Source organism: Pseudomonas palmensis, from assembly GCF_017848315.1.
In the GTDB taxonomy this organism is placed as follows: domain Bacteria; phylum Pseudomonadota; class Gammaproteobacteria; order Pseudomonadales; family Pseudomonadaceae; genus Aquipseudomonas; species Aquipseudomonas palmensis.
This window is the reverse complement of the sequence record NZ_JAFKEC010000021.1, coordinates 1-24,596: the sequence shown is the minus strand read 5'-3', so window position 1 is coordinate 24,596 and position 24,596 is coordinate 1. Positions and strand designations below refer to the sequence as shown.

At 66.8% G+C, this 24,596-nt stretch carries 20 protein-coding genes; 9 read left to right on the top strand and 11 right to left on the bottom strand.

All coding sequences use genetic code 11. The features are described from left to right. Nucleotides 1-3 precede the first annotated feature (3 nt). From JZZ72_RS13365 to JZZ72_RS13330, 8 genes are all read left to right on the top strand, one after another. A complete protein-coding gene (locus JZZ72_RS13365) occupies nt 4-948 on the top strand; it encodes a DUF58 domain-containing protein (RefSeq protein ID WP_054916213.1) in 945 nt (314 codons plus the stop codon). Further along, nucleotides 945-1,439: a DUF4381 domain-containing protein gene (locus JZZ72_RS13360; RefSeq protein ID WP_043864624.1), complete on the top strand. Its 495-nt coding sequence runs from the start codon at nt 945-947 to the stop codon at nt 1,437-1,439. The genes JZZ72_RS13365 and JZZ72_RS13360 overlap by 4 nt, the downstream gene beginning before the upstream one ends. Next, nucleotides 1,432-2,508, top strand: a complete 1,077-nt coding sequence (locus JZZ72_RS13355) for a vWA domain-containing protein (RefSeq protein ID WP_054916214.1) — start codon at nt 1,432-1,434, stop codon at nt 2,506-2,508. Before JZZ72_RS13360 ends, JZZ72_RS13355 begins: the two co-directional genes overlap by 8 nt. After that, on the top strand, nt 2,505-4,223 hold the full coding sequence (locus JZZ72_RS13350; protein WP_078479579.1) for a vWA domain-containing protein: 1,719 nt from the start codon (nt 2,505-2,507) through the stop codon (nt 4,221-4,223). Before JZZ72_RS13355 ends, JZZ72_RS13350 begins: the two co-directional genes overlap by 4 nt. Then, a complete protein-coding gene (locus tag JZZ72_RS13345) occupies nt 4,220-5,842 on the top strand; it encodes a BatD family protein (RefSeq protein WP_088514246.1) in 1,623 nt (540 codons plus the stop codon). The genes JZZ72_RS13350 and JZZ72_RS13345 overlap by 4 nt, the downstream gene beginning before the upstream one ends. A 92-nt stretch (nt 5,843-5,934) precedes the next feature. After that, complete coding sequence (locus JZZ72_RS13340) at nt 5,935-7,176, top strand: exonuclease SbcCD subunit D C-terminal domain-containing protein (RefSeq protein WP_116055069.1); 1,242 nt, start codon at nt 5,935-5,937, stop codon at nt 7,174-7,176. Then, the gene (locus JZZ72_RS13335) at nt 7,173-10,820 is read left to right on the top strand and encodes an AAA family ATPase (RefSeq protein WP_210014553.1); all 3,648 of its coding nucleotides are present in this window, start codon (nt 7,173-7,175) and stop codon (nt 10,818-10,820) included. Before JZZ72_RS13340 ends, JZZ72_RS13335 begins: the two co-directional genes overlap by 4 nt. Continuing rightward, nucleotides 10,817-11,410 carry a glutathione S-transferase gene (locus JZZ72_RS13330; protein WP_210014552.1) on the top strand — a complete coding sequence of 198 codons (594 nt, stop codon included), beginning with the start codon at nt 10,817-10,819 and terminating at the stop codon, nt 11,408-11,410. The genes JZZ72_RS13335 and JZZ72_RS13330 overlap by 4 nt, the downstream gene beginning before the upstream one ends. A gap of 48 nt (nt 11,411-11,458) precedes the next feature. Here JZZ72_RS13330 and JZZ72_RS13325 read toward each other — a convergent pair whose 3' ends face one another. The 11 genes from JZZ72_RS13325 to JZZ72_RS13275 all read right to left on the bottom strand — a co-directional run bounded on the left by JZZ72_RS13325 (nt 11,459) and on the right by JZZ72_RS13275 (nt 23,411). Then, nucleotides 11,459-11,638, bottom strand: coding sequence for a hypothetical protein (locus JZZ72_RS13325; RefSeq protein WP_043864631.1), 180 nt, complete (start codon nt 11,636-11,638; stop codon nt 11,459-11,461). A gap of 121 nt (nt 11,639-11,759) precedes the next feature. Then, a complete protein-coding gene (locus tag JZZ72_RS13320; RefSeq protein WP_123752327.1) occupies nt 11,760-12,878 on the bottom strand; it encodes a lactonase family protein in 1,119 nt (372 codons plus the stop codon). Continuing rightward, entirely contained in the window at nt 12,844-13,134 is a 291-nt protein-coding gene (locus JZZ72_RS13315) for a DUF5629 family protein (protein WP_058541348.1), read from the bottom strand. Before JZZ72_RS13315 ends, JZZ72_RS13320 begins: the two co-directional genes overlap by 35 nt. 132 nt (nt 13,135-13,266) lie before the next feature. Further along, the gene (locus tag JZZ72_RS13310; RefSeq protein ID WP_043864634.1) at nt 13,267-15,663 is read right to left on the bottom strand and encodes an efflux RND transporter permease subunit; all 2,397 of its coding nucleotides are present in this window, start codon (nt 15,661-15,663) and stop codon (nt 13,267-13,269) included. Next, nucleotides 15,660-16,667 carry a WD40/YVTN/BNR-like repeat-containing protein gene (locus JZZ72_RS13305; protein WP_236066272.1) on the bottom strand — a complete coding sequence of 336 codons (1,008 nt, stop codon included), beginning with the start codon at nt 16,665-16,667 and terminating at the stop codon, nt 15,660-15,662. The genes JZZ72_RS13310 and JZZ72_RS13305 overlap by 4 nt, the downstream gene beginning before the upstream one ends. Before the next feature lie 241 nt (nt 16,668-16,908). After that, nucleotides 16,909-19,566 carry an aminopeptidase N gene (gene pepN / locus JZZ72_RS13300; RefSeq protein ID WP_210014550.1) on the bottom strand — a complete coding sequence of 886 codons (2,658 nt, stop codon included), beginning with the start codon at nt 19,564-19,566 and terminating at the stop codon, nt 16,909-16,911. 12 nt (nt 19,567-19,578) lie between these two features. Next, a complete protein-coding gene (locus JZZ72_RS13295) occupies nt 19,579-20,409 on the bottom strand; it encodes a DUF2797 domain-containing protein (protein ID WP_043864637.1) in 831 nt (276 codons plus the stop codon). After that, on the bottom strand, nt 20,406-20,666 hold the full coding sequence (locus JZZ72_RS13290; RefSeq protein WP_054916681.1) for a YeaC family protein: 261 nt from the start codon (nt 20,664-20,666) through the stop codon (nt 20,406-20,408). Before JZZ72_RS13290 ends, JZZ72_RS13295 begins: the two co-directional genes overlap by 4 nt. A gap of 14 nt (nt 20,667-20,680) precedes the next feature. Then, nucleotides 20,681-21,553 carry a rhomboid family intramembrane serine protease gene (locus JZZ72_RS13285; protein WP_210014549.1) on the bottom strand — a complete coding sequence of 291 codons (873 nt, stop codon included), beginning with the start codon at nt 21,551-21,553 and terminating at the stop codon, nt 20,681-20,683. Beyond that, nucleotides 21,550-22,524, bottom strand: a complete 975-nt coding sequence (locus JZZ72_RS13280; RefSeq protein ID WP_210014565.1) for a metallophosphoesterase — start codon at nt 22,522-22,524, stop codon at nt 21,550-21,552. The genes JZZ72_RS13285 and JZZ72_RS13280 overlap by 4 nt, the downstream gene beginning before the upstream one ends. Next, entirely contained in the window at nt 22,521-23,411 is an 891-nt protein-coding gene (locus JZZ72_RS13275; protein WP_043864641.1) for an NAD(+) kinase, read from the bottom strand. The genes JZZ72_RS13280 and JZZ72_RS13275 overlap by 4 nt, the downstream gene beginning before the upstream one ends. A gap of 134 nt (nt 23,412-23,545) precedes the next feature. Between JZZ72_RS13275 and JZZ72_RS13270 the strand changes: the two genes are divergently transcribed. Continuing rightward, nucleotides 23,546-24,490: a DUF1853 family protein gene (locus JZZ72_RS13270; RefSeq protein ID WP_210014564.1), complete on the top strand. Its 945-nt coding sequence runs from the start codon at nt 23,546-23,548 to the stop codon at nt 24,488-24,490. Nucleotides 24,491-24,596: the final 106 nt, after the last annotated feature.

Here is a 24,596-nt window from a genome sequence, read left to right as displayed (position 1 = left end):
GCCATGCCTCTTTCAGCGCAGGCCGAGCCCGGCATCCGCATCGGCCTTTCCGAGCTGATCGAGATGCGTCATCGCGTGCGCGAGGTGCAGCTGTTCTCCGCCCCCGGGCAACGCAGCCCGCTGGTGGGCCTGCATCACTCGCGCCTGCGCGGGCGCGGCGTGGACTTCGACCAGGTGCGCGTTTACCAGGCCGGCGACGATGTGCGCAACATCGACTGGCGAGTCACCGCCCGCACCCAGGAACCCCACACCAAGCTGTTCCACGAAGAGCGCGAGCGGCCCATCTTCATTTTGGTCGAACAGAGCCGACGCCTGTTCTTCGGCTCCGGACTGATGTTCAAGTCGGTACTTGCCGCCCAGGCCGCCGCCCTGATCGGCTGGGCCGCGCTGGGCCACAACGACCGCATCGGCGGCCTGGTGTTCGGCGATAACGAGCACTATGAAATCAAGCCACGGCGCAGCAAGCAGAGCCTGCTGCAACTGCTCAACCGCCTGGCGCGGGTCAACCAGTCGCTGCACACCGAGGCCCAGCCCCAGGGCGACAACCTCAACATCGCCCTGCGCCGCGCCCGCGAAGTGCTGCGCCCGGGCAGCCTGGCCATCGTGATCTGCGACGAACGCGCGCTCACCCCCGGGGTGGAGCAACAGATGAGCCTGCTGGCGCGCCACTGCGACCTGCTGCTGCTGCCAGTGTCCGACCCACTCGACCACGCCCTGCCCGCCGCCGGCTTGTTGCGCTTTGCCCAGCGCGGCGCACAGCTGGAGCTCGATACCCTGGATGCCAACCTGCGCAAGAGCTATCGCCAGCAGAGCGAGGCACGCATCGAACGCTGGGAACTGCTGGCCCAGAAACTGCGCGTGGTGCTGATGCCCTTGAGCACCCAGAGCGAAATGATCGAGCAACTGCGCGAATACCTCGACCCGCAACGTTCGGGTAAAAGCCGATGAACCCACTGGACGCACTGCAACCGCTGATCGCCCCCGCCCCCATCGGCGCGTGGCCGCCCGCGCCGGGCTGGTGGGTGCTGCTGGCATTGCTGCCCGTGCTCGCCTGGGGCCTGTGGCGGCTGCGTCACTGGCGCCCGCGCAAGGCTCCGCTGCCACGCGCCGAACAACCGCTGGAACCGATCCGCATCGCCGCCCTGGCAGAGCTGGCGGCGCTGCCCAAGCCCTACGACGGCGCACCGGCCGGTGCCTGGCTGCAGCAGATCAACGCCCTGCTCAAACGCCTGTGCCGCAACCACTACCCCGACAGCCACAGTCACACCCTCAACGGGCGCAAGTGGTTGGCGTTTCTCGACAACCGCTGCCCGGCCGCCGGCCTGACCCGCTGGATGGTACTGGTGGAAGGCGCCTACAAGCCCGAGTGCCGGCTTGACGACAAGGCCATCGCCGGGCTCAACCAGGCGGTCGACACCTGGATTCGCAAACATGTTTGAACTGGCCTGGCCGTGGGTCTTCGCGCTGTTGCCGCTGCCGTGGCTGGCCCGTCTGCTGCTGCCGGCCGCCGACAGCGGCGAACCGGTGCTCAAGGTGAGCTTTCTGGACGAGCTCGAAGGCCTGGCCGGGCGCCGCGCGCGGCTCAACCTGCCGACCTGGCGCCAGCAGGCGCCGTTCGTGCTGGTGTGGCTGCTGTTGCTGTGCGCCGCCGCACGCCCGCAATGGCTGGGCGAGCCGCTGCCGGTGGCCGCCAGTGGGCGCGACCTGCTGGTGGCGGTGGATGTATCCGGCTCGATGGACTTCCCCGACATGCGCTGGGACGACGAGGACGTCAGCCGCCTGACCCTGGTCAAGCAACTGATGGGCGACTTTCTGCAAGCGCGTGAAGGCGACCGCGTGGGGCTCATCCTGTTCGGCAGCCAGGCCTACCTGCAGGCCCCGCTGACGTTCGACCGACGCACCGTGCGCAGCTTTCTCGACGAGGCGCAGATCGGTATCGCCGGCAAGAACACCGCCATTGGCGATGCCATCGGCCTGGCGGTCAAGCGCCTGCGCATGCGCCCTGCGCAAAGCCGCGTGCTGATTCTGCTGACCGATGGCGCCAACAACGGCGGGCAGATCCATCCGCTGACCGCCGCGCGCCTGGCCGCCCAGGAAAGCATCAGGATCTACACCATCGGCATCGGCGCCGACCCGGACGAAACCGGCACCGCCGGCATGCTCGGGCTCAACCCGAGCCTGGACCTGGACGAAGCCTCGCTCAGGGAGATCGCCGAGGTCACCCACGGCGCCTACTTCCGCGCCCGCGACGGCAACGAACTCAACGCCATCGGCCAGACCCTCGACCGCCTCGAGCCGGTAGCCCAGCAACCGACCCAGGCGCGTACCGCGCATGCCCTGTACAGCTGGCCGCTGGCCCTGGCGCTGGGCCTGAGCGTACTGCTGGTGGTGCGCGATCGCTGGCCCGACAACCTGCTGCAACGCCTGCTGCGCCGGCCGCACTTTCTGCAGCCGCATCCCGAATGGCGCGAGCGCCTCAAGCGCCTGCGCCTGCGGAGGCGTCGATGATCGAGCTCTGGCCCCAATGGTTGCGCCCGGCCTGGCTGTTGCTGCTGCCGCTGCTCGGCTGGCTGCTGTGGAAGCTGTGGCACCGGCAAAAGCGCGCCGGACGCTGGCAGATGATCCTGCCCGCGGCGTTCCATGCCGTGCTGCTGGGCGGCGGCAATGGCCGCGACAGCAAGCTGCCGTGGATCGCCCTGGGCCTGGCCTGGCTGCTGGCCGTGCTGGCCCTGGTCGGCCCCAGCTGGGAGCGCCTGGAAGAGACCCGCCAGCGCGCCGCCGACCCGCTGGTGGTCATGCTCGAACTGACCCCGCAGATGCTCGCCGACGACACCCCGCCCAACCGCCTGCAGCAGGCCAGACGCAAGCTGCTCGACCTGCTCGAACACCGCCGCGACAGCCAGACCGCGATCATCGTGTATGCCGGCAGCGCACACACCCTGGTGCCACTGTCCGACGACCTGGCCACCAGCCGCAACCTGCTCGACGCCCTGGACCCCGCCATCATGCCGCAACCTGGTCAGCGCGCCGACCTGGCGGTACGCAAGGCGCTGGCACTGCTGGCCCAGGGCGCGCTGGGCCAGGGGCGCCTGCTGCTGATCGGCTCCTCGCTCAGCCCGCAGGAACGTCAGGGCATCACCCAGGCACTGGGGCGTCATGGTCCCAAGCTGCTGATGCTGGGCGTGGGCACCCCCGAAGGCGCGCCGGTCAGGCAGACCAACGGCGAATACCTCAAGGACGTGGACGGGGCAATCCTGGTTCCGCGCCTGGACAGCGCCGAGCTCAAGGCCTTCATCAACAGTACCGGCGGGCGTTACCGCAAGGCGCGCATCGACGACCTCGACCTGCGCGGCCTGGGCCTGTTCGACAATCCCCAGGCGCTGCGCGCCGACGGCCAGACCCTGCAACTGGACAGCTGGGCCGACCAGGGCTACTGGCTGCTGATCCCGCTACTGCTGCTGGCCGCGTGCGCTGGCCGGCGTGGCTGGCTGTTCTGCCTGCCGCTGCTGCTCGGCCTGCTGCCGCAACCGAGCTACGCCTTCACCTTCAACGACCTGTGGCTGCGTCCCGACCAGCAGGGCCAGCGCCTGCTCGAACAGCAGCGTCCGGCCGAGGCCGCCCGCCACTTCGAAGACCCGCAATGGAAAGGCATGGCGCTGTACCAGGCTGGCGACTATGCTGGCGCCGCCCGTGAATTCGCACGGGCCAGCAGCGCCAGCGCCCATTACAATCGCGGCAATGCCCTGGCCCGCAGCGGCGAACTGGAGGCGGCCGTGGATGCCTGGGAGCAGGCCCTGGAGCTGGAGCCCGAGCTGGAAGCGGCCCAGGCCAACAAGGATCTGGTCGAGCAACTGCTGCGCCGCCAGCCCGAACAGCCCCAGCAACCGCCGGCCACCGAAGACCCGCCTCAGGGCCGGCCCGACCTGCCGACCGATTCGGCCAGCAACGGCCAGCAATCGAACAGCAGCGACAGCAGCCAGGGCGATGCCAAGGCCGGCGCCGGCGAAGACACCGCCACCGCGCCAGAGCACGCGCACAACGCCAGCGAGCCGCCGGACGAAGACACCACCCGGCCACCGCAGCGCCCCGTCGACAGCAGCCTGGATGCCGAGCAGCGCCAGGCCCTGGAACAATGGCTGCGCCAGATCCCGGACAACCCGTCCGAGCTGTTGCGCCGCAAGTTCTGGTACGAACAGCAACTGCATCAGGAAAGCCCCAAATGATCCGCGTCTGCGCCCTGGTTTTCAGCTTCTTGTTCGCCCTGCAGGTGCAGGCGGCGACGCTGCTCGCCAGCGTCGACCGCAGCCGCCTGATCGCGGGCGAAACCCTGGAGCTGACCCTGGAAATCGAAGACGTGACCCAGTTCGGCAAGCCCGACCTGACCCCGCTGCAGGCCGACTTCGAAGTGCGCGACACGCGCCAGGTCAACAGCCTCAAGAGCCTCGACGGCCAGACCCAGGCCAATACCCGCTGGATCATCACCCTGCGCCCGCGCCAGAGCGGCACGGTCCAGGTGCCGGTGCTGCACCTGGGCGAGGCGCAGAGCCAGCCGGTGACGTTGCAGGTACTGCCGGCCGAGGCGGCCAGCGACATCAGCCAGGCGCCGGTGAGCATCGATGCCAGCCTGGACGCAGACAGCGTGTACGTGCAGGCCCAGGCCGTACTGACCCTGCGCATCTACCACTCGGTGTCGCTTTACGATGACAGCAGCCTCAGCCCGCTGGTGATCGCCAATGCCCGGGTCGAACCGCTGGGCGAGTCGCGCACCTATGAAAAACTGATCAACGGCGTGCGCTTTGGCGTGATCGAGATGCGCTACGCGATCTTCCCCCAGCAAAGCGGCGCACTGAGCATACCCGCCCTGACCTTCAGCGCCACCAGCGCCGACGAGCCGGCCCAGGGCGACAGCGGCGCGGCACGTGGCAAGCAGGTACGGGTCAGTTCCACGCCGCTGCCCTTGCAGGTGCTGCCGATACCGGCCGAGTACCCCGCCGACCAGCCGTGGCTGCCGGCACGCAGCCTGAGCCTTGAGGAACGCTGGAGCCCGGACCCGGCGCAGACCCCGACCCAGATCGGCGACTCGCTGACGCGCAGCGTGATCCTCAGCGCCGACGGGCTGTCCAGTGCGCAACTGCCACCGCTGCCCGCCACCGAAGTCAACGGCCTGCGCCGTTACCCGGATCAGCCGCAACTGCGTGAAGAGGTCAGCGAACGCGGGCTGGTAGGCCTGCGCGAGGAACGCGAGGCGCTGGTGCCGACCCACAGTGGCGCACTGGAACTGCCGAGCCTCGAGGTGGTGTGGTGGAACACCCGCGAACAGCACGTGGAGCGCACCAGCCTGCCGGCGCGCGGGTTGAAGATCGAAGACAACCCCGCCCTCACGGCAGACACCCCGGCCAGCGTCGTCAACCTCGAGAACCGGCCGCTATGGCCGTGGCAACTGAGCACGCTGCTGCTGGCCCTGACCACCCTGCTCGGCTTCGCCCTGTGGTGGCGCGCACGCTCGCAGCCGGCGGTAATGCGTGCGGCGCAGAGCGGGCCGAGCCCGCGCACCCTGCTCGACGACCTCAAGCGTGCCTGTCAGGCCAACGACCCGCAGGCCACCCGCCAGGCGCTGGATGCCTGGGCCCGCCAGCAGCCCGAGACCCTGGCCGAGATGGCGGCGCGCTTCGTGCCGCTGTCGGATGCGCTGGACGGGCTCAACGGCGCGCTGTACAGCGAGAGCGGGCAATACTGGCAGGGCGATGAACTGTGGCGGGCGATCGGCACCATTCCCGCAGCCGAGCAGGCGCAGCCGAGCGCCGCCGAGAACGGCAGCCTGCCGCCGCTCTATCCCAAATAACGCGGCGCCTGCGCAGGGGCTATCGCAGCCCCCAAAACCTGCCACCCGCGTTACCATAGCCGGCTACCGGCTCGACCTTCACGGGACTTCCAATGCGTCTGTTTCACACCTCCGACTGGCACCTGGGGCAAACCCTGCATGGCCAGGAGCGCGACTTCGAACATGCCTGCTTTCTCGACTGGCTGCTCGGCCAGCTCAAGCTGCGCCAGCCTGACGCGCTGCTGATTGCCGGCGACATCTTCGACACCGTCAACCCGCCGGTCAAAGCCCAGGAGCGCCTCTACGACTTCATCGTCCAGGCCCACGAACAGCAGCCCAGGCTGAACATCGTGATGATCGCCGGCAACCACGACTCCGGCTCGCGCATCGAATTGCCCGCACCGCTGATGCGCCGTCTCAGGACCTACGCCCTGGGTCGCGTGCACTGGCTCGACGACGGCCAGCTCGACAGCGAGCGCCTGCTGGTGCCGCTGACCAACGCCAAGGGCAAGGTGACCGCCTGGTGCCTGGCCCTGCCCTTCCTGCGCCCGGCCGAAGTCACCGGTGCGCACCTGGGTGACGACTACCTGCGCGGCATCGGCCAGGTGCACGAATGGCTGATCGAGGCCGCCCTCAAGCAACGCAAGCCTGGCCAGGCGCTGATCGCCGTGAGCCACGCACACATGGCCGGCGGCTCGGTATCAGAAGACTCCGAGCGCAGCCTGATCATCGGCAATGCCGAGGCCCTGCCCGCCAGCCTGTTCGGCAGCCAGATCAGCTACGTTGCCCTGGGCCACCTGCACAAGCCGCAGAAGGTCAACCGCGAAGACCGCATCCGCTACAGCGGCTCGCCGATTCCGCTGTCGTTCTCCGAAATCGGCTATCAGCACCAGATCCTCGAAGTCGAACTCGACGGCGCCACCCTGACCAGTGTCGAACCGCGCCTGATACCGCGTGCCGTGCCCCTGCAACGCCTGGGCCCGGCGCCGCTGGTGGAGATTCTCGAACAACTCGGGCAACTGCCCCAGGTCGACCTGCTCGACGACCCGCAGCGCCAGCCCTGGCTGGAGGTGCGGGTGCGCCTGGACGAACCGCAGCCCGACCTGCGCCAGCAGCTCGAAGCCTGCCTGCAAGGCAAGGCCGTGCGCCTGGTACGCATCGCCGCCGAATACGCCGGCACCGGCGCCAGCGACGGCGAGGACGACACCCGCCTGATCGAGCTGGGCCAGCTCAGCCCCCACGACCTGTTCAGCCGTGCCTGGGAACAGGCCTACGGCACCGGCGTCGACGAACAGACCCTGGCCGACTTCGCCCTGCTGTTGCAGGACGTGCAGCAGGAGGAGGAACAGCCATGAAGATTCTTGCCATTCGCCTGAAGAACCTCGCCTCCCTGGCCGGCCCGTTCGAGATCGACTTCACCTGCGAGCCGCTGGCCAGCGCCGGCCTGTTCGCCATCACCGGGCCGACCGGGGCCGGCAAGAGCACCCTGCTCGACGCCTTGTGCCTGGCGCTGTTCGGCGCGGTGCCGCGGCTGAACAACATCGGCCGCGAGACCAAGCTGCCCGAGGTCGACAGCGAAATACTCACCAGCGACCCGCGCACCCTGCTGCGCCGCGGCACCGGCAGCGGCTTTGCCGAAGTCGACTTCGTCGGCATCGACGGGCGCCATTACCGCGCGCGCTGGGAAGCCAACCGCGCCCGTGACAAACCCACCGGCAAGTTGCAGGGCAGCCGCCAGAGCCTGCACGACCTGGACAGCAACCAGTTGCTGAGCAACCAGAGCAAGCGCGAATACGAGCAGATGATCGAGGCCCGCCTGGGCCTGAACTTCGAACAGTTCACCCGCGCCGTGATGCTGGCGCAGAGCGAATTCAGCGCGTTCCTCAAGGCCGACGACAAGGAACGCAGCGAACTGCTCGAAAAGCTCACCAACACCGCCATCTACAGCCAGCTGGGCCGGCGCGCCTACAGCAAGAGCAAGGAGGCCGAAGAGGCGCACAAGGCGCTCACCGACCAGGCCCAGGGCGTGATGCCGATGGCCGAGGAGGCACGCGCCGAGCTCGACCAGCGCCTCGCCGAGGCGCAGCGCCAGCTCAAGGCCGAACAGGCCCGCCTGCGCCTGCTCGAACAGCAGCGCAGCTGGTTCGCCGAACTCAAGCAGTTGCAGGACCAGCAGGCCGCCGCCAGCGAGCAGTTGCACAGCGCGCAGCAACAGTGGACGCAGTTGCAGGGCGAACGCCTGAACCTGAGCCGCCTCGAACAACTCGCCCCGCAGCGCCATCAGTTCGCCCGCCAGCGGGAGCTGGCCAGCCAGCTCAGCCCACTGGCAGCGAGCATCCAGCAGCAACGCCAGCAGCAGGCCGCGTTGCAGCAACGCCTGCAGCAGCTTGAACAGGCGCAGCAAGCCGCCGGTGAGCACCTGGCCACGGCCCTGGCCCGGCAGACCGAGTGCGCGCCGCTGCTGCGCCAGGCCTTCGCCGAGCAGCAGACGCTGGCGCGCCTGGAGCAGGAACTTGACCAGCGCAACGTTCAATGTCAGCACGCCGAACAAGCCAGTCGCCAAGGCCAGCAGCAGATCCAGGCGCTGATCGAGCGCCAGCAGCTCACCCACCAGCGCCTGGCCCAGGTCGACGAGCAGTTGAGCCAGAGCGCTCACCTGGCAAGCATCGGTGATGCCTGGAACGCCTACCGCGCCCAGTTGCAGCAACTGATGCTGGTCGGCAACCGCCTCAGCCAGGGCCGCGAGGAGCTGCCCGGCCTGCAGCAGCGCGCCGATGAGTGCGCACGCCAGTTGCAGGCACACCGTGAAAGCCTGGCCCTGCTCTACCACGAGGCCGGCGCCGAGCCCGAGGCGCTGGCCGAACAGATCGACCTGCTCGGCACCCTGCTGCAGGACAACCGCAAGCAGCAGCGCGCCGTCGAAGAGCTGTCCCGCCTGTGGGCCAGCCAGCAGGAGCTGACGCAACGCGCCCAGGCCCTGCGCGAGCGCCAGCAGGCAGCCCAGCAACAGCGTGAAGGCCTGATCGCCGAAGGCCTGCAGGGCAAGACCGAGCTGACCGCCGCCGAACAGGCCCTGCAGGTCACCCGCCAGGTGCTCGAACGTCAGCGCCTGGCCCGCAGCGCCAGCGTCGAGGAACTGCGCGCGCAGTTGCAGGACGACCAGCCCTGCCCGGTGTGTGGCAGCCAGGAGCACCCCTATCACCAGCCCGAAGCCCTGCTGCAAAGCCTCGGCCGGCACGACCAGACTGAAGAGGCCGGCGCCCTGCAGGCGGTGGAGGCGCTCAAGCTCAAGCTCGACGAACTGCGCAGCACCCTGGGCGGCGTGAATGGCCAGATCAAGGAGTACCTGCACCAGCAGGAACAACTGGCCGTCCAGCAGCAGGCACTGGCTCCTGGCCTGGAGGCGCACGCGCTGTATGCGCAACTCTCGGCACAGGATGTGGGCGAGCGCTCGGCCTGGCTGGAGCATCAGCTACGCCGCCTGAACGACGACATCGCCCGCGACGAGCAACGCCTCGCTACCCTGCTGACCCTGCAGAAAGACGCCGCCCGTGTGCAGCAGCAGGTGCAGGCGAGCGTCGAGGCGAACCAGCAGGCCGCGCAGCACCTGAGCCAGCAACAGCATGCGCTGCAGGCCGACGACGAACACCTGGAGCAGGCGCTGGCCGGCTTCGCCACGCTGCTGCCAGGCGACATTCTCGATGCCTTGCGCCGGGAGCCCGCCGCGACCTTCCTGCAACTGGACCAGCAACTGGCCCAGCGCCTGGAGCTGCTGGGCCGGCAAAAGGACGAGCAGCAGGAGCACGCCGAGCGTCAGCAGCAGCTTGAAAAGACCCAGGTGCAGCAACAGGCGCTTGAACTCAGCCATCAGGCCGTGCAGCAACAGGTCGATGCACTGCGCACCCAGCAGCAACAGGCCCGCGACGCCCTGACCGCGCTGATTGGCGAGCATGCCGGTGCCGAGCACTGGCAGCAGCACCTGGAACAGCAGGTCGAGGCAGCGCGCAGCGCGCAGGCAACGACCGGCCAGCAGTTGCAGCAGGCCCAGGCCCAGGCCATCGAGCGGGCTGCCGAACTCAAGGCAGACGAACAGCGTCTGGGCGCCCTGGAGCAGGAAAGCCAGCAGCTCGACCACGCCATCGGGCAATGGCGCCAGGGTCACCCGGAACTCGACGATGCCGGGCTGGACCAGCTGCTGGCGGTGGATGACGAGCAGGTCAGTCAACTGCGCCAGCGCCTGCAACAGGCAGAAAAGGCCATCGAGCAGGCCGGCGTGCTCGTCGCAGAGCGCGAACAGCGCCTGCAGCAGCATCAGGCCCAGGCCAGCGGCGAGGTACCCGCCGAGCAGCTGGAGCAGGCGCTGAGCGAGCTGCAGCAACACCTGGTGATCAGCGAACAGCAGTGCGCCGAACTGCGCGCCGAGCAGGCCGACGACCAGCGCCGGCAACTGGCCAACCAGGCCCTGGCCGAGCGCATCGCCCAGGCCCATGCCCAATGGCAGCGCTGGGCACGCCTGAACGCGCTGATCGGCTCGGCCACCGGCGACGTGTTCCGCAAGATCGCCCAGGGCTACAACCTCGATCTGTTGGTGCACCACGCCAACGCCCAGTTGCGCCAGCTGGCGCGGCGCTACCGGCTCAAGCGTGGCGGCAGCGCGCTGGGGCTGCTGGTACTGGATACCGAGATGGGCGACGAACTGCGTTCGGTGCACTCGCTGTCCGGCGGCGAGACCTTCCTGGTGTCGCTGGCACTGGCGCTGGGCCTGGCCTCGATGGCCTCGAGCACCTTGCGCATCGAGTCGCTGTTCATCGACGAAGGCTTCGGCAGCCTCGACCCGGAGTCGCTGCAACTGGCCATGGACGCGCTGGACGGCCTGCAGGCCCAGGGCCGCAAGGTGGCGGTGATCTCCCACGTGCAGGAAATGCATGAGCGGATCCCGGTGCAGATCCAGGTGCGGCGCCAGGGCAATGGGTTGAGCACGGTGGAGGTCAGCGGATGATCCTGTATTCGTTCCGCCGCTGCCCCTACGCGATGCGTGCGCGCATGGCCTTGCGCTACGCCGGTTGCCCGGTGCAGATCTGCGAAGTGAGCCTGAAGGCCAAGCCGGCCGACATGCTGGCGCTGTCGCCCAAGGGCACGGTGCCGGTGTTGAGCGTGGACGGTGAGGTACTGGAGGAAAGCCTGCAGATCATGCACTGGGCGCTGGCCCGGCATGATCCGCAAAACTGGGCGCTGCGGGACGACCCGAACGCAGCGCAGCAGGCCACGCAACTGATCGAGCGCAATGACACGCTGTTCAAGCAGCAGCTCAATCACTACAAGTATGCCGAGCGTTACCCGGAGCAGTCGCGCGAGACGTATCGTGCGCTGGCCGAGGCGGTACTGCTGGACCTGGAACAGCGTCTCGAGCGGCAGGCCTACCTGGTGGCGGCGCACCCGAGCATCGCGGACGTGGCGCTGATGCCATTCGTTCGCCAGTTTGCCGGGGTCGAGCCTGACTGGTTTGCCACAGCGCCCTACCCGCGCTTGCGCGTGTGGTTGCAGGGGTGGCTGGAGTCGGTGCTGTTCAAGGCGATCATGGCACGCTGACCAGCGAAGGGGCCGGTACTGACGCTACAAGGTCAGCACCGGAAACGATCAGTGCTGGACCTTGTGATCCAGCGCCGCATAGAAATTCGCGCTTTGCTGCAGGTACTTCTGGGTGTAGCTCGGGGTGGAGGATTTTTTCTCGCGGATCTCGACCTGGGCGCCGGCAGGCAGCACCACAGAGGCAGAAATGGCCGAAGCCGCGATAACCGAAAAAAGATTGAAGTTCATGGCAATGCCCTCGAAAGCGTCAGGTTGAAGTGGCCGGTTGGGCCGTGGTTCAAACCTACGCCGCTGCCGGCGCACTGAAAAATTCATTGCGCCAGTAGCGAATATCAAGGCGATTGATAGTTCAGTCGACGAACTTGAGGTCCGAAGGCGATTGCAGTGCCAGCGTCTGCACCACCTCGCCCAGCAGGCCGGTCTGCGCATCGCGCCGGATCACCACGATCTGGTTGCTCTGCTGGTTGCCGACCAGCACGTAGCCCCCGGTCGGGTCCAGGGTGAACTCGCGCGGGTGATCACCCTCCACCGAACGGCGCTGCACCTGGCGCAGGCTGCCATCCTGACGGTCGATGGCGAACACGATCAGTTCGTTGCGGGTGCCGCGGTTGCTCACGTACACGAAGCGCCCGTCGGCGGACACATGCACCGCGCTGGCCGCCTTGGCCGCGGCATCGGCCTGTTCGGTCAACGGCAGGATCTGGCGCTGGCTCAGGGTGCCGTCTTGGTAGTCGAACACCACCAGCTGTGCACTCATTTCCAGGGTCAGGTAGGCATGCTTGCCGTTTGGACCGAACGCCAGGTGACGCGGCCCGCTGCCCGGCGGCAGGACGACCGGGGTTGCCGCGCCCAGTGGCCGGGTCGGGGTCTGGGGCTGGTAGCGGTAGCCGATCACCTGGTCGGCGCCAAGGTCGCTGGCAAACAGGTATCGCCCGTCCGGGGACGGCACCACCGAATGCACATGCGGCCCGGCCTGGCGCTCGGGGTTCACCCCGCTGGCCACATGGCGCACCTGCTGCACCGACGCCGACAAACGGCCATCGGCGGCGACCGGCAACACGCTGAGGCTGCCGCCCGGCTCAGGCTTGACGCCGTAGTTGGCCACGAACAGATAACGCCCATCCAGGCTCAGGCTCGAGTGGGTCGGTTCGTCACCGTCGCTGGACACCTGGCTCGACAGGCTCAGTTCACCGCTGTCATGCGCCCGGGCAAAGCTGCTGACCTGGCCCTGGCCGTCACCGTTCTCGTTGACCGCGAACACGTTGCGCCGGTCCGGCGACAGCGTCAGCCAGGACGGGTTGCTGCTTCTGAGCACTTGCAGGGGCGTGGGGTCGAGCTGGCCGCGCTGGCTGTCGAAGCGGTAGCGGTAGATCCCGTCATGGGTGCCCACCAGCAGTTCATGGCCGTGGGCGTTGAGCGTCAGCGCCATGGCACTAGCGGTCAGCAGGGACATCAGCTGGCGTTTCATCGTCGTCCTCTTCAGAAGCGCGCAAGGCACTCATGCAGACTAGTTGATGCTCGCCCGTGTCGTCGCTGAGCTGCCAGTGCTCGCCGGCAAGCGTCGCGTTGCCGATCTGCTCGGGGCTGAACTGCCATTTCTTCAACGCACGGCCGTCCATCAATTCGATGCGCAGGCCCGTATCGTCGAAGGTGAAGTCGAATGCGTGCAGGCCATCGATCAACAGCATGTCGCAGGATTCAAGGGCTTGGGCAAGGGTGGTCATGGGGGGGTATCCCTGATTAAACACGCATGATACCCCAACCTTAAAAGCATCGCGGGTCAAGCCCGCTCCCACAAGGACCGCGGTAGTCATTGTGGGAGCGGGCTTGACCCGCGATGAAAACGACGCAGTGTGTCAGTGCGCGAAGATCGACTTGCTCTGGGTGCCCGCCATCTTCTCCGGCTTGATCAGGAAGCGTGCCAGCGCCGGCAACAGCCACAGCGCGCCGAACATGTTCCACAGCAGCATGAAGGTCAGCATCAGGCCCATGTCGGCCTGGAACTTGATAGCCGAGAAAATCCAGGTGCACACCCCGATCGCCAGGCACAACCCGGTGAACAGCACCGCCTTGCCGGTGGAGCGCAGCGTCTGGTAGTAGGCCTCCTGCAACGGCAGGCCGGCGCGCAGGAAGCTCTCCAGGCGGCTGTAGATGTAGATCCCGTAGTCCACGCCGATGCCCACGCCCAGCGCCACCACCGGCAAGGTCGCGACCTTGACGCCGATGCCCATGAACGCCATCAGCGCGTTGCCCAGCACCGAGGTCAGCACCAGCGGCAGCACGATGCACAGGGTGGCAGCAAACGAGCGGAAGGTGATCATGCACATCACCGCCACGCACAGGTACACCAGGATCAGGATGGTCAGCTCGGCCGACCGGATCACCTCGTTGGTGGCCGCCTCGATCCCTGCGTTGCCCGCCGCCAGCAGGAACTCCAGGCCCTCCTGGTCATGCTCGGCAGCGAATGCCTTGACCGCATCCACCACGCGGTCGAGGGTCTCGGCCTTGTGGTCGTTGAGGAACACCAGCACCGGCGCCAGCGAACAGTCGGCGTTGTACAGGCCCTCGGCACGCGACACCGAGGTGTTGAGGATGTCCGGGTTGCGCGACAGGCTTTCCCATTTCAGGTTGCCCTCGTTCATGCCCTTGATCATCTGCTTGGACACGGTCACCAGCGAGATCGCCGACTGCACCCCGGGGGTGTTCTCCATCTTCCACATCAGCTCGTCGACCGGCGCCATGGTCTTGTACACCGAGCAGCCTTCGGTCGGGGTCTTGACCATCACCACCAGCACGTCGGAGCTGGTGGAGTAGTTGTCGATGATGAAGGCGTTGTCCTTGTTGTAGCGCGAATCCGGACGCAGCTCCGGCGCACCCTGGTCGAGGTCGCCGATCTTCAGGTTCTGGCTGTACCACAGGCCGCCACCGAACATCGCCAGCGCCAGCAGCACCGACACCGGCGCCACCTTGGGGCTGGCGAAGCTGGACAGCAGGCGCCAGAACGGATGCTCGCGGGTCGCATCCTTCTTGCTGCGTTCGATGGCCTTCTTGCTGATGCCCACATAGGAGATCGCCACCGGCAGCAGGATCAGGTTGGTGAACACGATCACCGCCACGCCGATCGAGGCACCGATGGCCAGTTCACGGATGACCCCGATGTCGATGATCAGCAAGGTGATGAAGCCCACCGCATCGGCCAGGATGGCGATCATGCCCGGCAGGAACAGCTGGCGGAAGGTACGCCGCGCCGCAGTCAGCGCGTTCTCGGCCTCGCTGGACTGCAAGGCGATGCCGTTGATCTTCTGCACCCCGTGGGAGATGCCGATGGCGAAGATCAGGAACGGCACCAGCATCGAATACGGGTCGAGCCCGAAGCCCACCGCGTGCATCAGCCCCAGTTGCCACACCACCGCCACCAGGGTGGTGATGAGCACGGCAATGGTGCTGCGGATGCACCAGGTGAACCAGTACAGCAGCACCCAGGTGATCACCAGGGCGATGCCGAAGAACATCACCACCATCATCAGGCCGTCGATCAGGTCGCCGACCTTCTTGGCAAAGCCCACGATGTGGATCTTGACGTTGGGGTTCTGCGCCTCGAACTTGTTGCGGATCAGGTCTTCGAGCTGGTGCGAGAACGCCTGGTAGTCGAGCTTGATCTGGCGCCCCGGGTCGTTGGGGTCGGGGTAGGATTCGAGCAGCGGCACATCGACGATGCTCGACTTGAAGTTGTTGGCCACCAGCCGGCCGACCTGACCGGACTTGAGCACGTTGTTGCGCAGTTGCTCCAGGCTGTCGGGCGAACCGTCGTAGGTCTGCGGGATCACCTCGCCACCGGCGAAGCCCTCCTCGGTCACCTCGGTCCAGCGCACGCTGGGGCTCCACAGCGACTTGAGCGCCGAACGATCGACGCCAGGAATGTAGAACACCTCGTCGTGGATCTGGCGCAGGGTCTCCATGTACGCCTTGCTGAAGATGTCACCGTCCTTGGCCTCCACCGAGATCCGCACGGTGTTGCCCAGGTTGGCCAGGTCGTTGCGGTGCTCGATCATGTTCTGGATGAACGGATGCTCCAGCGGGATCATCTTCTCGAAGCTGGTGGACGGGCGAATCAGCATGGCCTGCCAGAACAGGAACAGGCTCACCAGCACACAGATGCCGATCACCGCCGGGCGGTTGTTGAATATCAGGCGCTCGAGCAGGCTCGCCTTGTCCTGGTTGTGCTGCATGTTGAACGACTCCTGACTGCTCATGGTTGCGCCCTCGCGGCGCCGGTGGCGGTAGCCAGGCGTGCCCCGCCCTGGCCGACCAGGATCAGCTGCCCATCGGCCTGGCCGCTCACGCCCGAAAGGGCGATACGGTCGGGCCGGTTGAACACGCTGAAGCTCTGGCCGTCATCGGTGCTGCGCAACACGCTGCCGCCGTTGCCCACCAGCACCAGGCTGCCGTCTTCGAGTAGCGTAGCGCTTGCCAGGCCGAATTCGAGCGCACCGCGCTCGCCCTGGAGCGCGATGGCCTGCCAGGTGCTGCCGAAATCGCTGGAACGGTACAGGTTGCCGCGCAGGCCGTAGACCAGCAGGGTATCGGCGCGGGCGGTACCGATCGCTCCGAACAGCGAGCCCTCGTAGGGGCCGTCGAGGTGTTCCCATGTCTGCCCGGCATCGCGGGAGCGGAACATGCTGCCCTGCTCGCCCACGATGAACAGGCCCGCGCCCTTCACGGCAGCGATGCCATTGAGGTGGTACTGATCGGGGTTGTCGAGGCGCTCTGCGACGTCCTGCCAGTGCGCGCCGCCGTCGGTGGTTTCGAACAGGCTGCCATAGGCCCCCACGGCCAGCCCGTGCCGGGTGTCCTGGAACCAGACATCCAGCAGCGGGGATTCGCGGGACGGGTCTTCGAACTGTTTGCTCCAGGTGGCGCCGCCGTCGCTACTGGCGAGGATCTGCGCATCATGGCCCACTGCCCAGCCGTGCTTGGCATCGGCGAAGTACACGGCAGTGAGCAGTTGGCGGCTGGGGACGCGGGCCTGGGTCCAGCTCTGGCCCTGGTCGTCGGAGAAGAGGATATGCCCGCGTTCGCCCACCGCCACCAGGCGCGGCCCGGCCTTGGCGATGTCGATCAGCAGGCTGTGGGAGGCCTTGTTCGAGGTCTGTGAATACACCGTCTGCGGTGTCGGGCCGTCATCGGCAGCCCCGGCGGTTGCGGCGAACAGCCCCAGGCCCAGGCTCAGCAAGACGCTGGCCGTGAATACATTCATAGTCCTCTCCCACATTATTGTTATTCGGTGCTACTGGCGGGGCTGGAAGCGGCAATCTAGAGCCCCGCGAATGCTGGCCTCAAGCTAGCAGGCTTTGGAAATGGATGACAACGTACAACGCGTTATGTTTTGTTAAGCGCGGCCTCTGGGTCGTGGATGTCGCGTTGTCCGCCCGCACCTTCATCATAAAAAAGGGGGCTGCCCCGAAAAGGCCAGCCCCCTGTTCAACCTGCCCTCAACCTCAGGCCAGGCTCTTGCTCACCACCTCGAACACATCGCTGGACAGCCCGCCCGAGCCGCGGATGCGCTCCAGCTCGGCCTTCATCAGCGCCTGGCGCGCGGCATCGTACTTGCGCCAGCGGGTCAGCGGCGCCAGCTGGCGCGAGGCGATCTGCGGGTTGAAGCCGTTCAGTTCGATCACCAGGTCCGCCAGGAAGCGATAACCCGAGCCATCGGCCGCATGGAAGTTGACCAGGTTCTGCCCGGCGAACGCACCGATCAACGCGCGCACCTTGTTCGGGTTCTTCAGGGTGAACGCCGGGTGCTCCATCAACCCACGCACTCGCGCCAGGCCGCCCGGCAACGGGCTGCCCGCCTGCACGCTGAACCACTGGTCCATCACCAGCGGGTTGTCCTTGAAGTGCTCGGCAAAACTTTGCAGTGCCCTGGCGCGCTCGTCCTGGAACGGCGAATTGACCAGCACGGCCAGTGCGGTCAGGCGTTCGGTCATGTTGTCGCACGCCTCGAACTGCTCGAGCGTCGCCTCCAGCACCTGCGCCCGGCCCGTGAGCATCAGGTACGACAGCGCGATGTTCTGCAGGCTGCGCCGGGCAAAGTGCTCGGCCTCGGCCACATAGGCGGTTTCGCGCGAGACCGCACGGTTGGCCTGGTAGCGCGCCCACAGCCCGTCGAACAGTTGCTCGGCCAGTTGCTGGCGGGCAAAGTCGCGGGCCGCATGAATCGCGTCCACATCGGCCACTTCGCTGATTTCGGTGAGGTAGGCCTCACTCGGCAGCGAGAGCATTTCGGCGACCATGGCCTGGTCGAGTGCCTCGTTGGCCAGCACGCTGCCCAGGGCAGTGACCAGGCGCTGATCGAGCACCAGGGCTTCACCGCGCTGATGCTGCGCGATCAGTTCCTGCAAGACCTGAACCGACAGTTGCTGGCCGGCTTCCCAGCGATTGAAGCCATCGCTGTCGTGCTGCATCAGGAACATGAGTTGGTCGCGGTCGTACGGGAAGCTCAGCTTGACCGGCGCACTGAAGCCGCGCAGCAGCGACGGCAACGGCCTGGCGGCCACGTCGACGAAGGTGAAGGTCTGCTCGGCCTCGGTCACCGACAGCACCCGCGTGGTCGCGCCCGCCTGCGTTTCGCCTTGCAGGCGCAGGGCAATGTCGTTGCCCTGGGCATCGAGCAGGCCCAGTTCGACCGGGATCACGAACGGCTGCTTCTCGACCTTGTCCGGGGTTGCCGGGCAGCTCTGGCTGAAGGTCAGACTGTAGGTCTGGGCAGCGGCGTCGTACGCCTCGCTGACGTTCAGGCGCGGCGTGCCGGCCTGGCTGTACCAGCGCTTGAACTGGGTCAGGTCGACGCCGTTGGCGTCTTCCATGGCCTTGATGAAGTCGTCGCAGGTCACGGCCTGGCCGTCATGGCGTTCGAAGTACAGGTCGCTGCCCTTGCGAAAGCCCTCGGCACCCAGCAGCGTGTGCACCATGCGCACCACTTCCGAGCCCTTCTCGTACACGGTCAGGGTGTAGAAGTTGGAAATCTCGATGAAGCTGTCCGGGCGCACGGCGTGGGCCATGGGGCCGGCGTCTTCGGCGAACTGGTGGGTACGCAGGTAGGCCACGTCCTCGATGCGCTTGACCGTGCGCGAGTTCATGTCGGCGCTGAACTCGGAATCGCGGAACACCGTGAAGCCTTCCTTGAGCGACAGCTGGAACCAGTCGCGGCAGGTCACGCGGTTGCCCGACCAGTTGTGGAAGTACTCGTGGGCCACCACCGCCTCGACCCGCTGGTGCGCGGCATCGGTGGCGGTCTCGGCACGCGCCAGCACGCAGCTGGAGTTGAAGATGTTGAGGCCCTTGTTCTCCATGGCGCCCATGTTGAAGTCGTTGACCGCCACGATCATGAAGATGTCCAGGTCGTATTCGCGGCCATACACCTCTTCGTCCCAGCGCATGGATTTCTTCAGGCTGACCATGGCGTGCTGGCACTTGTCGATGTTCTCCGGCTCGACATAGATGCGCAGGGTCACGTCGCGCCCCGACTGGCGGGTGAAGGTGTCTTCGACGCACCACAGGTCGCCGGCCACCAGTGCGAACAGGTAGGCCGGTTTCTTGAACGGGTCTTCCCAGGTGGCCCAGTGCCGACCGTCCTGCTGCGGCCCGCTGCCGATGGGGTTGCCGTTGGACAGCAGGACCGGGTAGCGATGCTGCTCGGCGATCACCGTGGTGGTGAAGGTGCTCATCACGTCCGGGCGGTCGAGGTAGTAGGTGATCTTGCGAAAGCCCTCGGCCTCGCACTGGGTGCAGAACATGCCGCCGGACTTGTACAGGCCCTCGAGCGCGGTGTTGGTCTCGGGGTGGATCTTCACGCTGGTGTCCAGGGTGAAGCGCTCGGCAGTGGGCTGCAGGGTCAGGTGGCTGTCGTCGAGCTGGTAGTCGTCAGCGCCCAGCGGCTGGTCGTCCAGCGCCACGCTGAGCAGTTCCAGCTGCTGGCCGTCGAGCACCAGCGCCGGCAGGCCGGCACCGCGCGCCGGGTTGCGGCGCATGACCAGCTGCGCGTGGACCAGGCTGTGGTCCTCGAACAGTTCGAAGGTCAGGTGCGTCTCGTCGATCAGGTACTCGGGTGCCTGATAGTCCTTGAGGTAGATCACTTGCGGCTGTTCGGTACGCATGTGGCGGTCCTTTTACTGATGCACGGCCAGCTGGTAGGCCGTGTACTTGCGAATATTGATCACGCCGGTATCGAAAATCAGGTACTGGCCCTTGATCCCCAGCAGGGTGCCTTCGGCGACAGGGTTCTTGTCCAGGTTGAAGCTCACGATCTTGCTCGGGTACGCCTCTACCGGGTAGCTGATTTCAATCGGCTCGACGTCGGTCAGCGGCTGGATCGCCTGCAGGCCGAAGCGGTCCTGCAGGCCCTTGAAACCTTCACTGCAGCTGTCGAACAACTGCTCGCGCACGGCCACCAGGTCGACCGCCTCGGCGTTGCCCTTGAGCAGTGCGCGCCAGTTGGTGCGGTCGGCCACCTGGCTGCGGAACAGGTCCTCGACCAGCCCGGACTGCTGCCGGGTGGCCACCCGCACGATCGGCAGGGCCTGGCTGGCGCCCTGGTCGAGCCAGCGCGTGGGCAGCTGGGTGGCGCGGGTGATGCCGACCTTGATACCCGACGAGTTGGCCAGGTACACCACGTGGTCGGTCATGCAGAACTGCTCGCCCCAGGCCGGGTCACGGCAGGTGCCGTGCTCGTAGTGGCAGCGCTCGGGGCTCATGATGCAGGTGTCGCATTGCGCCAGCCTGGTCATGCACGGGTAGCAGTAACCCTGGCTGAAGCTGGTCTTGGTCTTGCGCCCGCAGTGGGTACAGTGGATCGCGCCCAGGTATTCGAGACGCACGGTCTTGCCCAGCAGGGGGTTGACCGGCACTTCGACGTCGCCCAGGCGAAACGCGTATTGCACGACCGGCTGCTCGAGGCGCGCCGTCATCTTGCTGATGGAACCACGGCCGAGTTCGATCAATGGATCGCGTCCGACTTGAACAGGATGTTGGGCACCGGCGCGGACTTGGAGGCGCATTCCTGCGGGCCCATGTAGCCGGTACGCTGGTCTTCGGGCAGGTTCTGCATCTCCCAGGCGATCACGGCCTGCAACGACAGCTCCTTCTGCTCGGCGGTGAGCTTGCGCCCGTCGGACCATTTGCCGATTTCCACGGCCAGTTTCAGGCTGGCGTAGATCTCCGGGGTGATGTTTTCGATCATTTGCGCAAAAGTGGACATAGCGTCTCCAAAAATCAAGCTGACAGTTTACGCCGGGCCAGTGCCCCGCCCAAGAGCCCGCTGAGGCAGCCGACCAACAGCCCACCCACGTGGGCGGCGTTGGCGATCGCGCCGAAGCCGAGCAGGGTGATCAACCCCGACAGGCACAGCAGCAGCCATACCAGCATCATCACCAGCACGCCACGCGGCATGCGATACACCGGGTTCGGCGCCAGCCACTGGTACAGCCAGATGTGCCCGAGCAGGCCGTACAGCACCCCGGACAAGCCGCCGAACAGGCTGGGCCCGCCGAACACGAACTGCGCCATGTTCGACACCAGGCTGAACAGCAGGGTCAGCGACAGCAAGGCCAGGGTGCCCTGACGCAGCTCGATGCGCCGCCCCAGCTCCCAGTACCACAGGCCGTTCATGGCCAGGTGCAGGATGCCGAAGTGCACCAGCATCGGGCTGAACAAGCGCCACCACTGGCCTGCATCGAGGCTGGTCAGCAACGGGGTGAAATACAGGTAGTCGCCCTGCACGCGAAAATCCAGGAAGGTCAGCCAGCTCAAGGTGGCGAAGTTGTCGCCCAGGCCGGTCAGTGCCGCCACCACCACGCACAGCAGCAACACCGCTGCAGTGGCCTTGCTGGCCTTCGCCTGCGCGGCCAGGCTCGGGCGCGGTGGGGCCGGGGGCTGCGCCAGGGGCGGCAGTTGCACATCGGCATTGCCCTCCGGATAGCGCTGGTACAGCTGGCGAACATCTTCCACCAGGTAGTCGGCGGTCCACAGTACCTGCTCCTCGCCCTCCTCCGAGACCCGGTGCGGCACCTGCAGGCGCTTGAGCAGCTCGACAAAGCCGCTGAGGTCGACGCTCAGGGGCAGGCGCATCACCATTGCCGCACTCATTGACTGGCCTCCGGCCGTTCGACATCCACCCATACGAACTTGTGCGGGTCGATGCGGGTTTCATCATCCAGCCGATAGGCCACCAGCTTCCCGTAGAGCACCGCACTGTAGTCCAGGCACGCCAGGTTGGCGCGGATGGGTGCGGGCCGGCCGCTGCGCCAGTAATGGCCGACGAACAACAGCGGCTCGTCGTCACCGTAGCGCAGCAGCGCGTTCTTCTGGCTGCGACTGAGCGGCGCATTGGCCACTTCGGCCGGCAGCGCATCGGGCTGGAACACGATATCGCCGTAGGTCTGCGGGTCTTCCTCCCAGAACTTGGTGCGAAAGAATGCGCGAGTCAGGCCGTCGCCGCCGGTCAGGGTGAGGCCGTCGGGCAGGCGCATGTCGGTGCCGCGCAGCAGCCGGTTGCACACGGTGTGGGCAAAGCTGCCGCCCACGGCCGAGGCCTGCACGAAATGCTCGTCGATGCGCCCGTCCGGATGCTGCTGGCGCAGCGGCTCGATCAGGCGCGCGTCCCAGCAGGCATGTACCACGCGAAAGCGTCCGGCATCGATGAACAGCGGCAGCTCGTAGAACCAGCCGAGGAAGTCGTGCCAGTCGTGGGGGTGGTCGGCGAACTGGGTCAGTGTCTCTTCGATCAGCCGCGCATGGCGCGGGTTGTGCTCGCGCACGAACTGCTTGCCGCTGCCCGGCAGCGCCGGCGTGGTCCAGCCCAGTGCGCTGAATTCGTGGTTGCCCATGATGCAGTGGGCCTGACCGGCTTCGACCATGTCGTGCACGATGTGCAGGGCCTCGCGAATGCGCGGGCCGCGATCGATGATGTCGCCAAGGAAGATCGCCTGACGCTGCGCATGCCGCCACACCCCGCCCTGACGCTTGTACCCCATGGCGTCGAGCAGACGCTCCAGGGTGTGGGCACAGCCGTGGACATCGCCGATCAGGTCGTAACTGCGCGCGGGATCGAGCATCAGTCGCCTCCACCACCCAGACGGCTGCCCCAGCCGAGCTTGGTCCGGCAGACCTCGTAGTAGTTGTGGTCCAGCGGGTGGATCAGGCGCAGCTTCTGCGGCTTCTTGTTCACTGTAATGGTGTCGCCGGGGGCACAGGTGAAATGGTTCTGGCCATCGCACGAGACTTGCGGGTACAGCTGCAGGTCACGCGATACCACGATCTTCAGCTCGCTGTTGCCATCGACCACGATCGGGCGTCCCGAAAGCGTGTGCGGGTACATGGGCACGATCACGATGGCGTCGAGCTTGGGGTGCATGATCGGTCCGCCGGCCGACAGCGCGTAGGCGGTCGAGCCGGTCGGTGTGGCGACGATCAGGCCGTCGGCCTTCTGGCTGCACACGAACTGGCCGTCGATGTAGATCTCGAACTCGATCATGCGGTTGGACTTGCCAGGGTGCAGCACCACGTCGTTGAGCGCGTCGCCCTGGCCGATGGCCTCGCCGTGGCGGCGGACTTCGGCCTGCAGCAGGAAGCGGTTTTCCACCAGGTAGTGGCCGTCGAGCACTTCGGCCACCTTGACCTCCAGCTCGTCGGGGCGAATGTCGGTGAGAAACCCCAGGCTGCCGCGGTTGATGCCCAGTACCGGGATGTTGTGGCGCGCCAGTGCGCGGGCGGCGCCGAGCAGGCTGCCGTCGCCGCCGACCACGATGACCATGTCGCACACCTCGCCCAGCAGCTTGCGCGAAGAGGTCTGCAGGCCGTGGCCGGGCAGCACGTCGGCGATGGTGTCCTCGAGGATCACGTGCAGGTGCCGCTCGAGCAGGAATTTTTTCAGTCGGCGAATGGTATCGAGCACCTGCGAACTGCCAAGGCGGCCGATGATACCGATATTGCGAAATTGCTCCATGGGGCTCCTGCGGGGCACTGCGGCGTTGAATGGGCCGGTTGGCCAAAGCGTTGATTATGGGCGAAAGCGCCGGGCAGCGGCAAACGCCGCAGTTTTTTGCACAAGGCGCCGGGGCGGGCGGCTATGCTCGCAGGATGATGCCCTTTACCGACCTTTGCGACCTGCCCAACCGCCTGCGCCAGCCCCCGGTGCGGGACCTGGCGTGGGTGATCCTTGCGCCCCCCATGCTCGCAGTGACGCCCTGGCCGCAACGCCACCCGTTGGCCGGCAGCGACTGGGTGGCCGCACCGGCGTTGCTGCGCGACTGGCTGCTGGCGCTGGACCACGACAGCCGTGACCTGCAGGCCTGGCTGGCACAGGCCGCCAGCCGGCGCCTGGGGTTGTACTACGAGCGGCTGTGGCAGTTCGCGTTGCGCCATGCTCCGGGGGTGGAGCTGCTGGCGGCCAACCTGCCGATCCGCGACGGCGGGCACACCCTGGGCGAGCTGGACATCCTGCTGCGTGACCGCGACGGGGTGCATCACCTGGAGCTGGCCATCAAGCTGTACCTGGGCCCGCAGCACGGTGACGGGCGCAACCCGGCGCAGTGGCTTGGGCCGGGCTGCCATGACCGGCTGGACCGCAAGCTGGCGCACCTGAACGACCATCAACTGCCGATTTCGGCGCGGGCCGAGGGGCGCGAGGCACTGGCGGCGCTGCACATAGACAGCTTCACGGCTCAGCTTTGGCTGGGCGGGTATCTGCTGTATCCATGGCCGGGGCCGGCGCAGCCTCCGGCGGGTGCGCACCCGCAGCACTTGCGCGGGCGCTGGCTGCATCAGCGCGACTGGGCCCGGTTTGCGGCGCAGGCCGACCCCGGGCGCTGGCAGCCGTTGCCGCGCCAGGCATGGCTGGCGTCGGCGCGGTACACGCAGGAACAGGCCTGGGGCACGGAACAGTTCCAGGCCTGGCTGCAAGCGCTGGACCCGATGGCCCCCGCGCAGTTGCTGGTGCGGCTGGTGCCAGGGGATAGCGGGGATTGGGTAGAGGCCCAACGCTTGTTTCTGGTGGCCGATGCCTGGCCGAACCTGGCGGGTTAGCATGCACTGGCCGGGCCGGCCCCCACATGAACGTACGCCCCCGTGGGAGCCGGCCAAGCCGGCGAAGGGGCCAGCGCTGACAACATTCTGCTAACCTCGCCCACCC

Excerpts from the sequence above, each read along its gene's own strand:
- JZZ72_RS13320 (WP_123752327.1), bottom strand. The coding sequence starts at position 12,878 with ATGAAACGCCAGCTGATGTCCCTGCTGACCGCTAGTGCCATGGCGCTG.
- JZZ72_RS13345 (WP_088514246.1), top strand. The coding sequence starts at position 4,220 with ATGATCCGCGTCTGCGCCCTGGTTTTCAGCTTCTTGTTCGCCCTGCAG.
- JZZ72_RS13350 (WP_078479579.1), top strand. The coding sequence starts at position 2,505 with ATGATCGAGCTCTGGCCCCAATGGTTGCGCCCGGCCTGGCTGTTGCTG.
- JZZ72_RS13325 (WP_043864631.1), bottom strand. The coding sequence starts at position 11,638 with ATGAACTTCAATCTTTTTTCGGTTATCGCGGCTTCGGCCATTTCTGCC.
- JZZ72_RS13270 (WP_210014564.1), top strand. The coding sequence starts at position 23,546 with ATGATGCCCTTTACCGACCTTTGCGACCTGCCCAACCGCCTGCGCCAG.
- JZZ72_RS13290 (WP_054916681.1), bottom strand. The coding sequence starts at position 20,666 with ATGTCCACTTTTGCGCAAATGATCGAAAACATCACCCCGGAGATCTAC.
- JZZ72_RS13355 (WP_054916214.1), top strand. The coding sequence starts at position 1,432 with ATGTTTGAACTGGCCTGGCCGTGGGTCTTCGCGCTGTTGCCGCTGCCG.
- JZZ72_RS13335 (WP_210014553.1), top strand. The coding sequence starts at position 7,173 with ATGAAGATTCTTGCCATTCGCCTGAAGAACCTCGCCTCCCTGGCCGGC.
- JZZ72_RS13310 (WP_043864634.1), bottom strand. The coding sequence starts at position 15,663 with ATGAGCAGTCAGGAGTCGTTCAACATGCAGCACAACCAGGACAAGGCG.
- JZZ72_RS13365 (WP_054916213.1), top strand. The coding sequence starts at position 4 with ATGCCTCTTTCAGCGCAGGCCGAGCCCGGCATCCGCATCGGCCTTTCC.
- JZZ72_RS13330 (WP_210014552.1), top strand. The coding sequence starts at position 10,817 with ATGATCCTGTATTCGTTCCGCCGCTGCCCCTACGCGATGCGTGCGCGC.
- JZZ72_RS13305 (WP_236066272.1), bottom strand. The coding sequence starts at position 16,667 with ATGAATGTATTCACGGCCAGCGTCTTGCTGAGCCTGGGCCTGGGGCTG.
- JZZ72_RS13340 (WP_116055069.1), top strand. The coding sequence starts at position 5,935 with ATGCGTCTGTTTCACACCTCCGACTGGCACCTGGGGCAAACCCTGCAT.
- JZZ72_RS13360 (WP_043864624.1), top strand. The coding sequence starts at position 945 with ATGAACCCACTGGACGCACTGCAACCGCTGATCGCCCCCGCCCCCATC.
- pepN (WP_210014550.1), bottom strand. The coding sequence starts at position 19,566 with ATGCGTACCGAACAGCCGCAAGTGATCTACCTCAAGGACTATCAGGCA.
- JZZ72_RS13285 (WP_210014549.1), bottom strand. The coding sequence starts at position 21,553 with ATGAGTGCGGCAATGGTGATGCGCCTGCCCCTGAGCGTCGACCTCAGC.
- JZZ72_RS13315 (WP_058541348.1), bottom strand. The coding sequence starts at position 13,134 with ATGACCACCCTTGCCCAAGCCCTTGAATCCTGCGACATGCTGTTGATC.
- JZZ72_RS13275 (WP_043864641.1), bottom strand. The coding sequence starts at position 23,411 with ATGGAGCAATTTCGCAATATCGGTATCATCGGCCGCCTTGGCAGTTCG.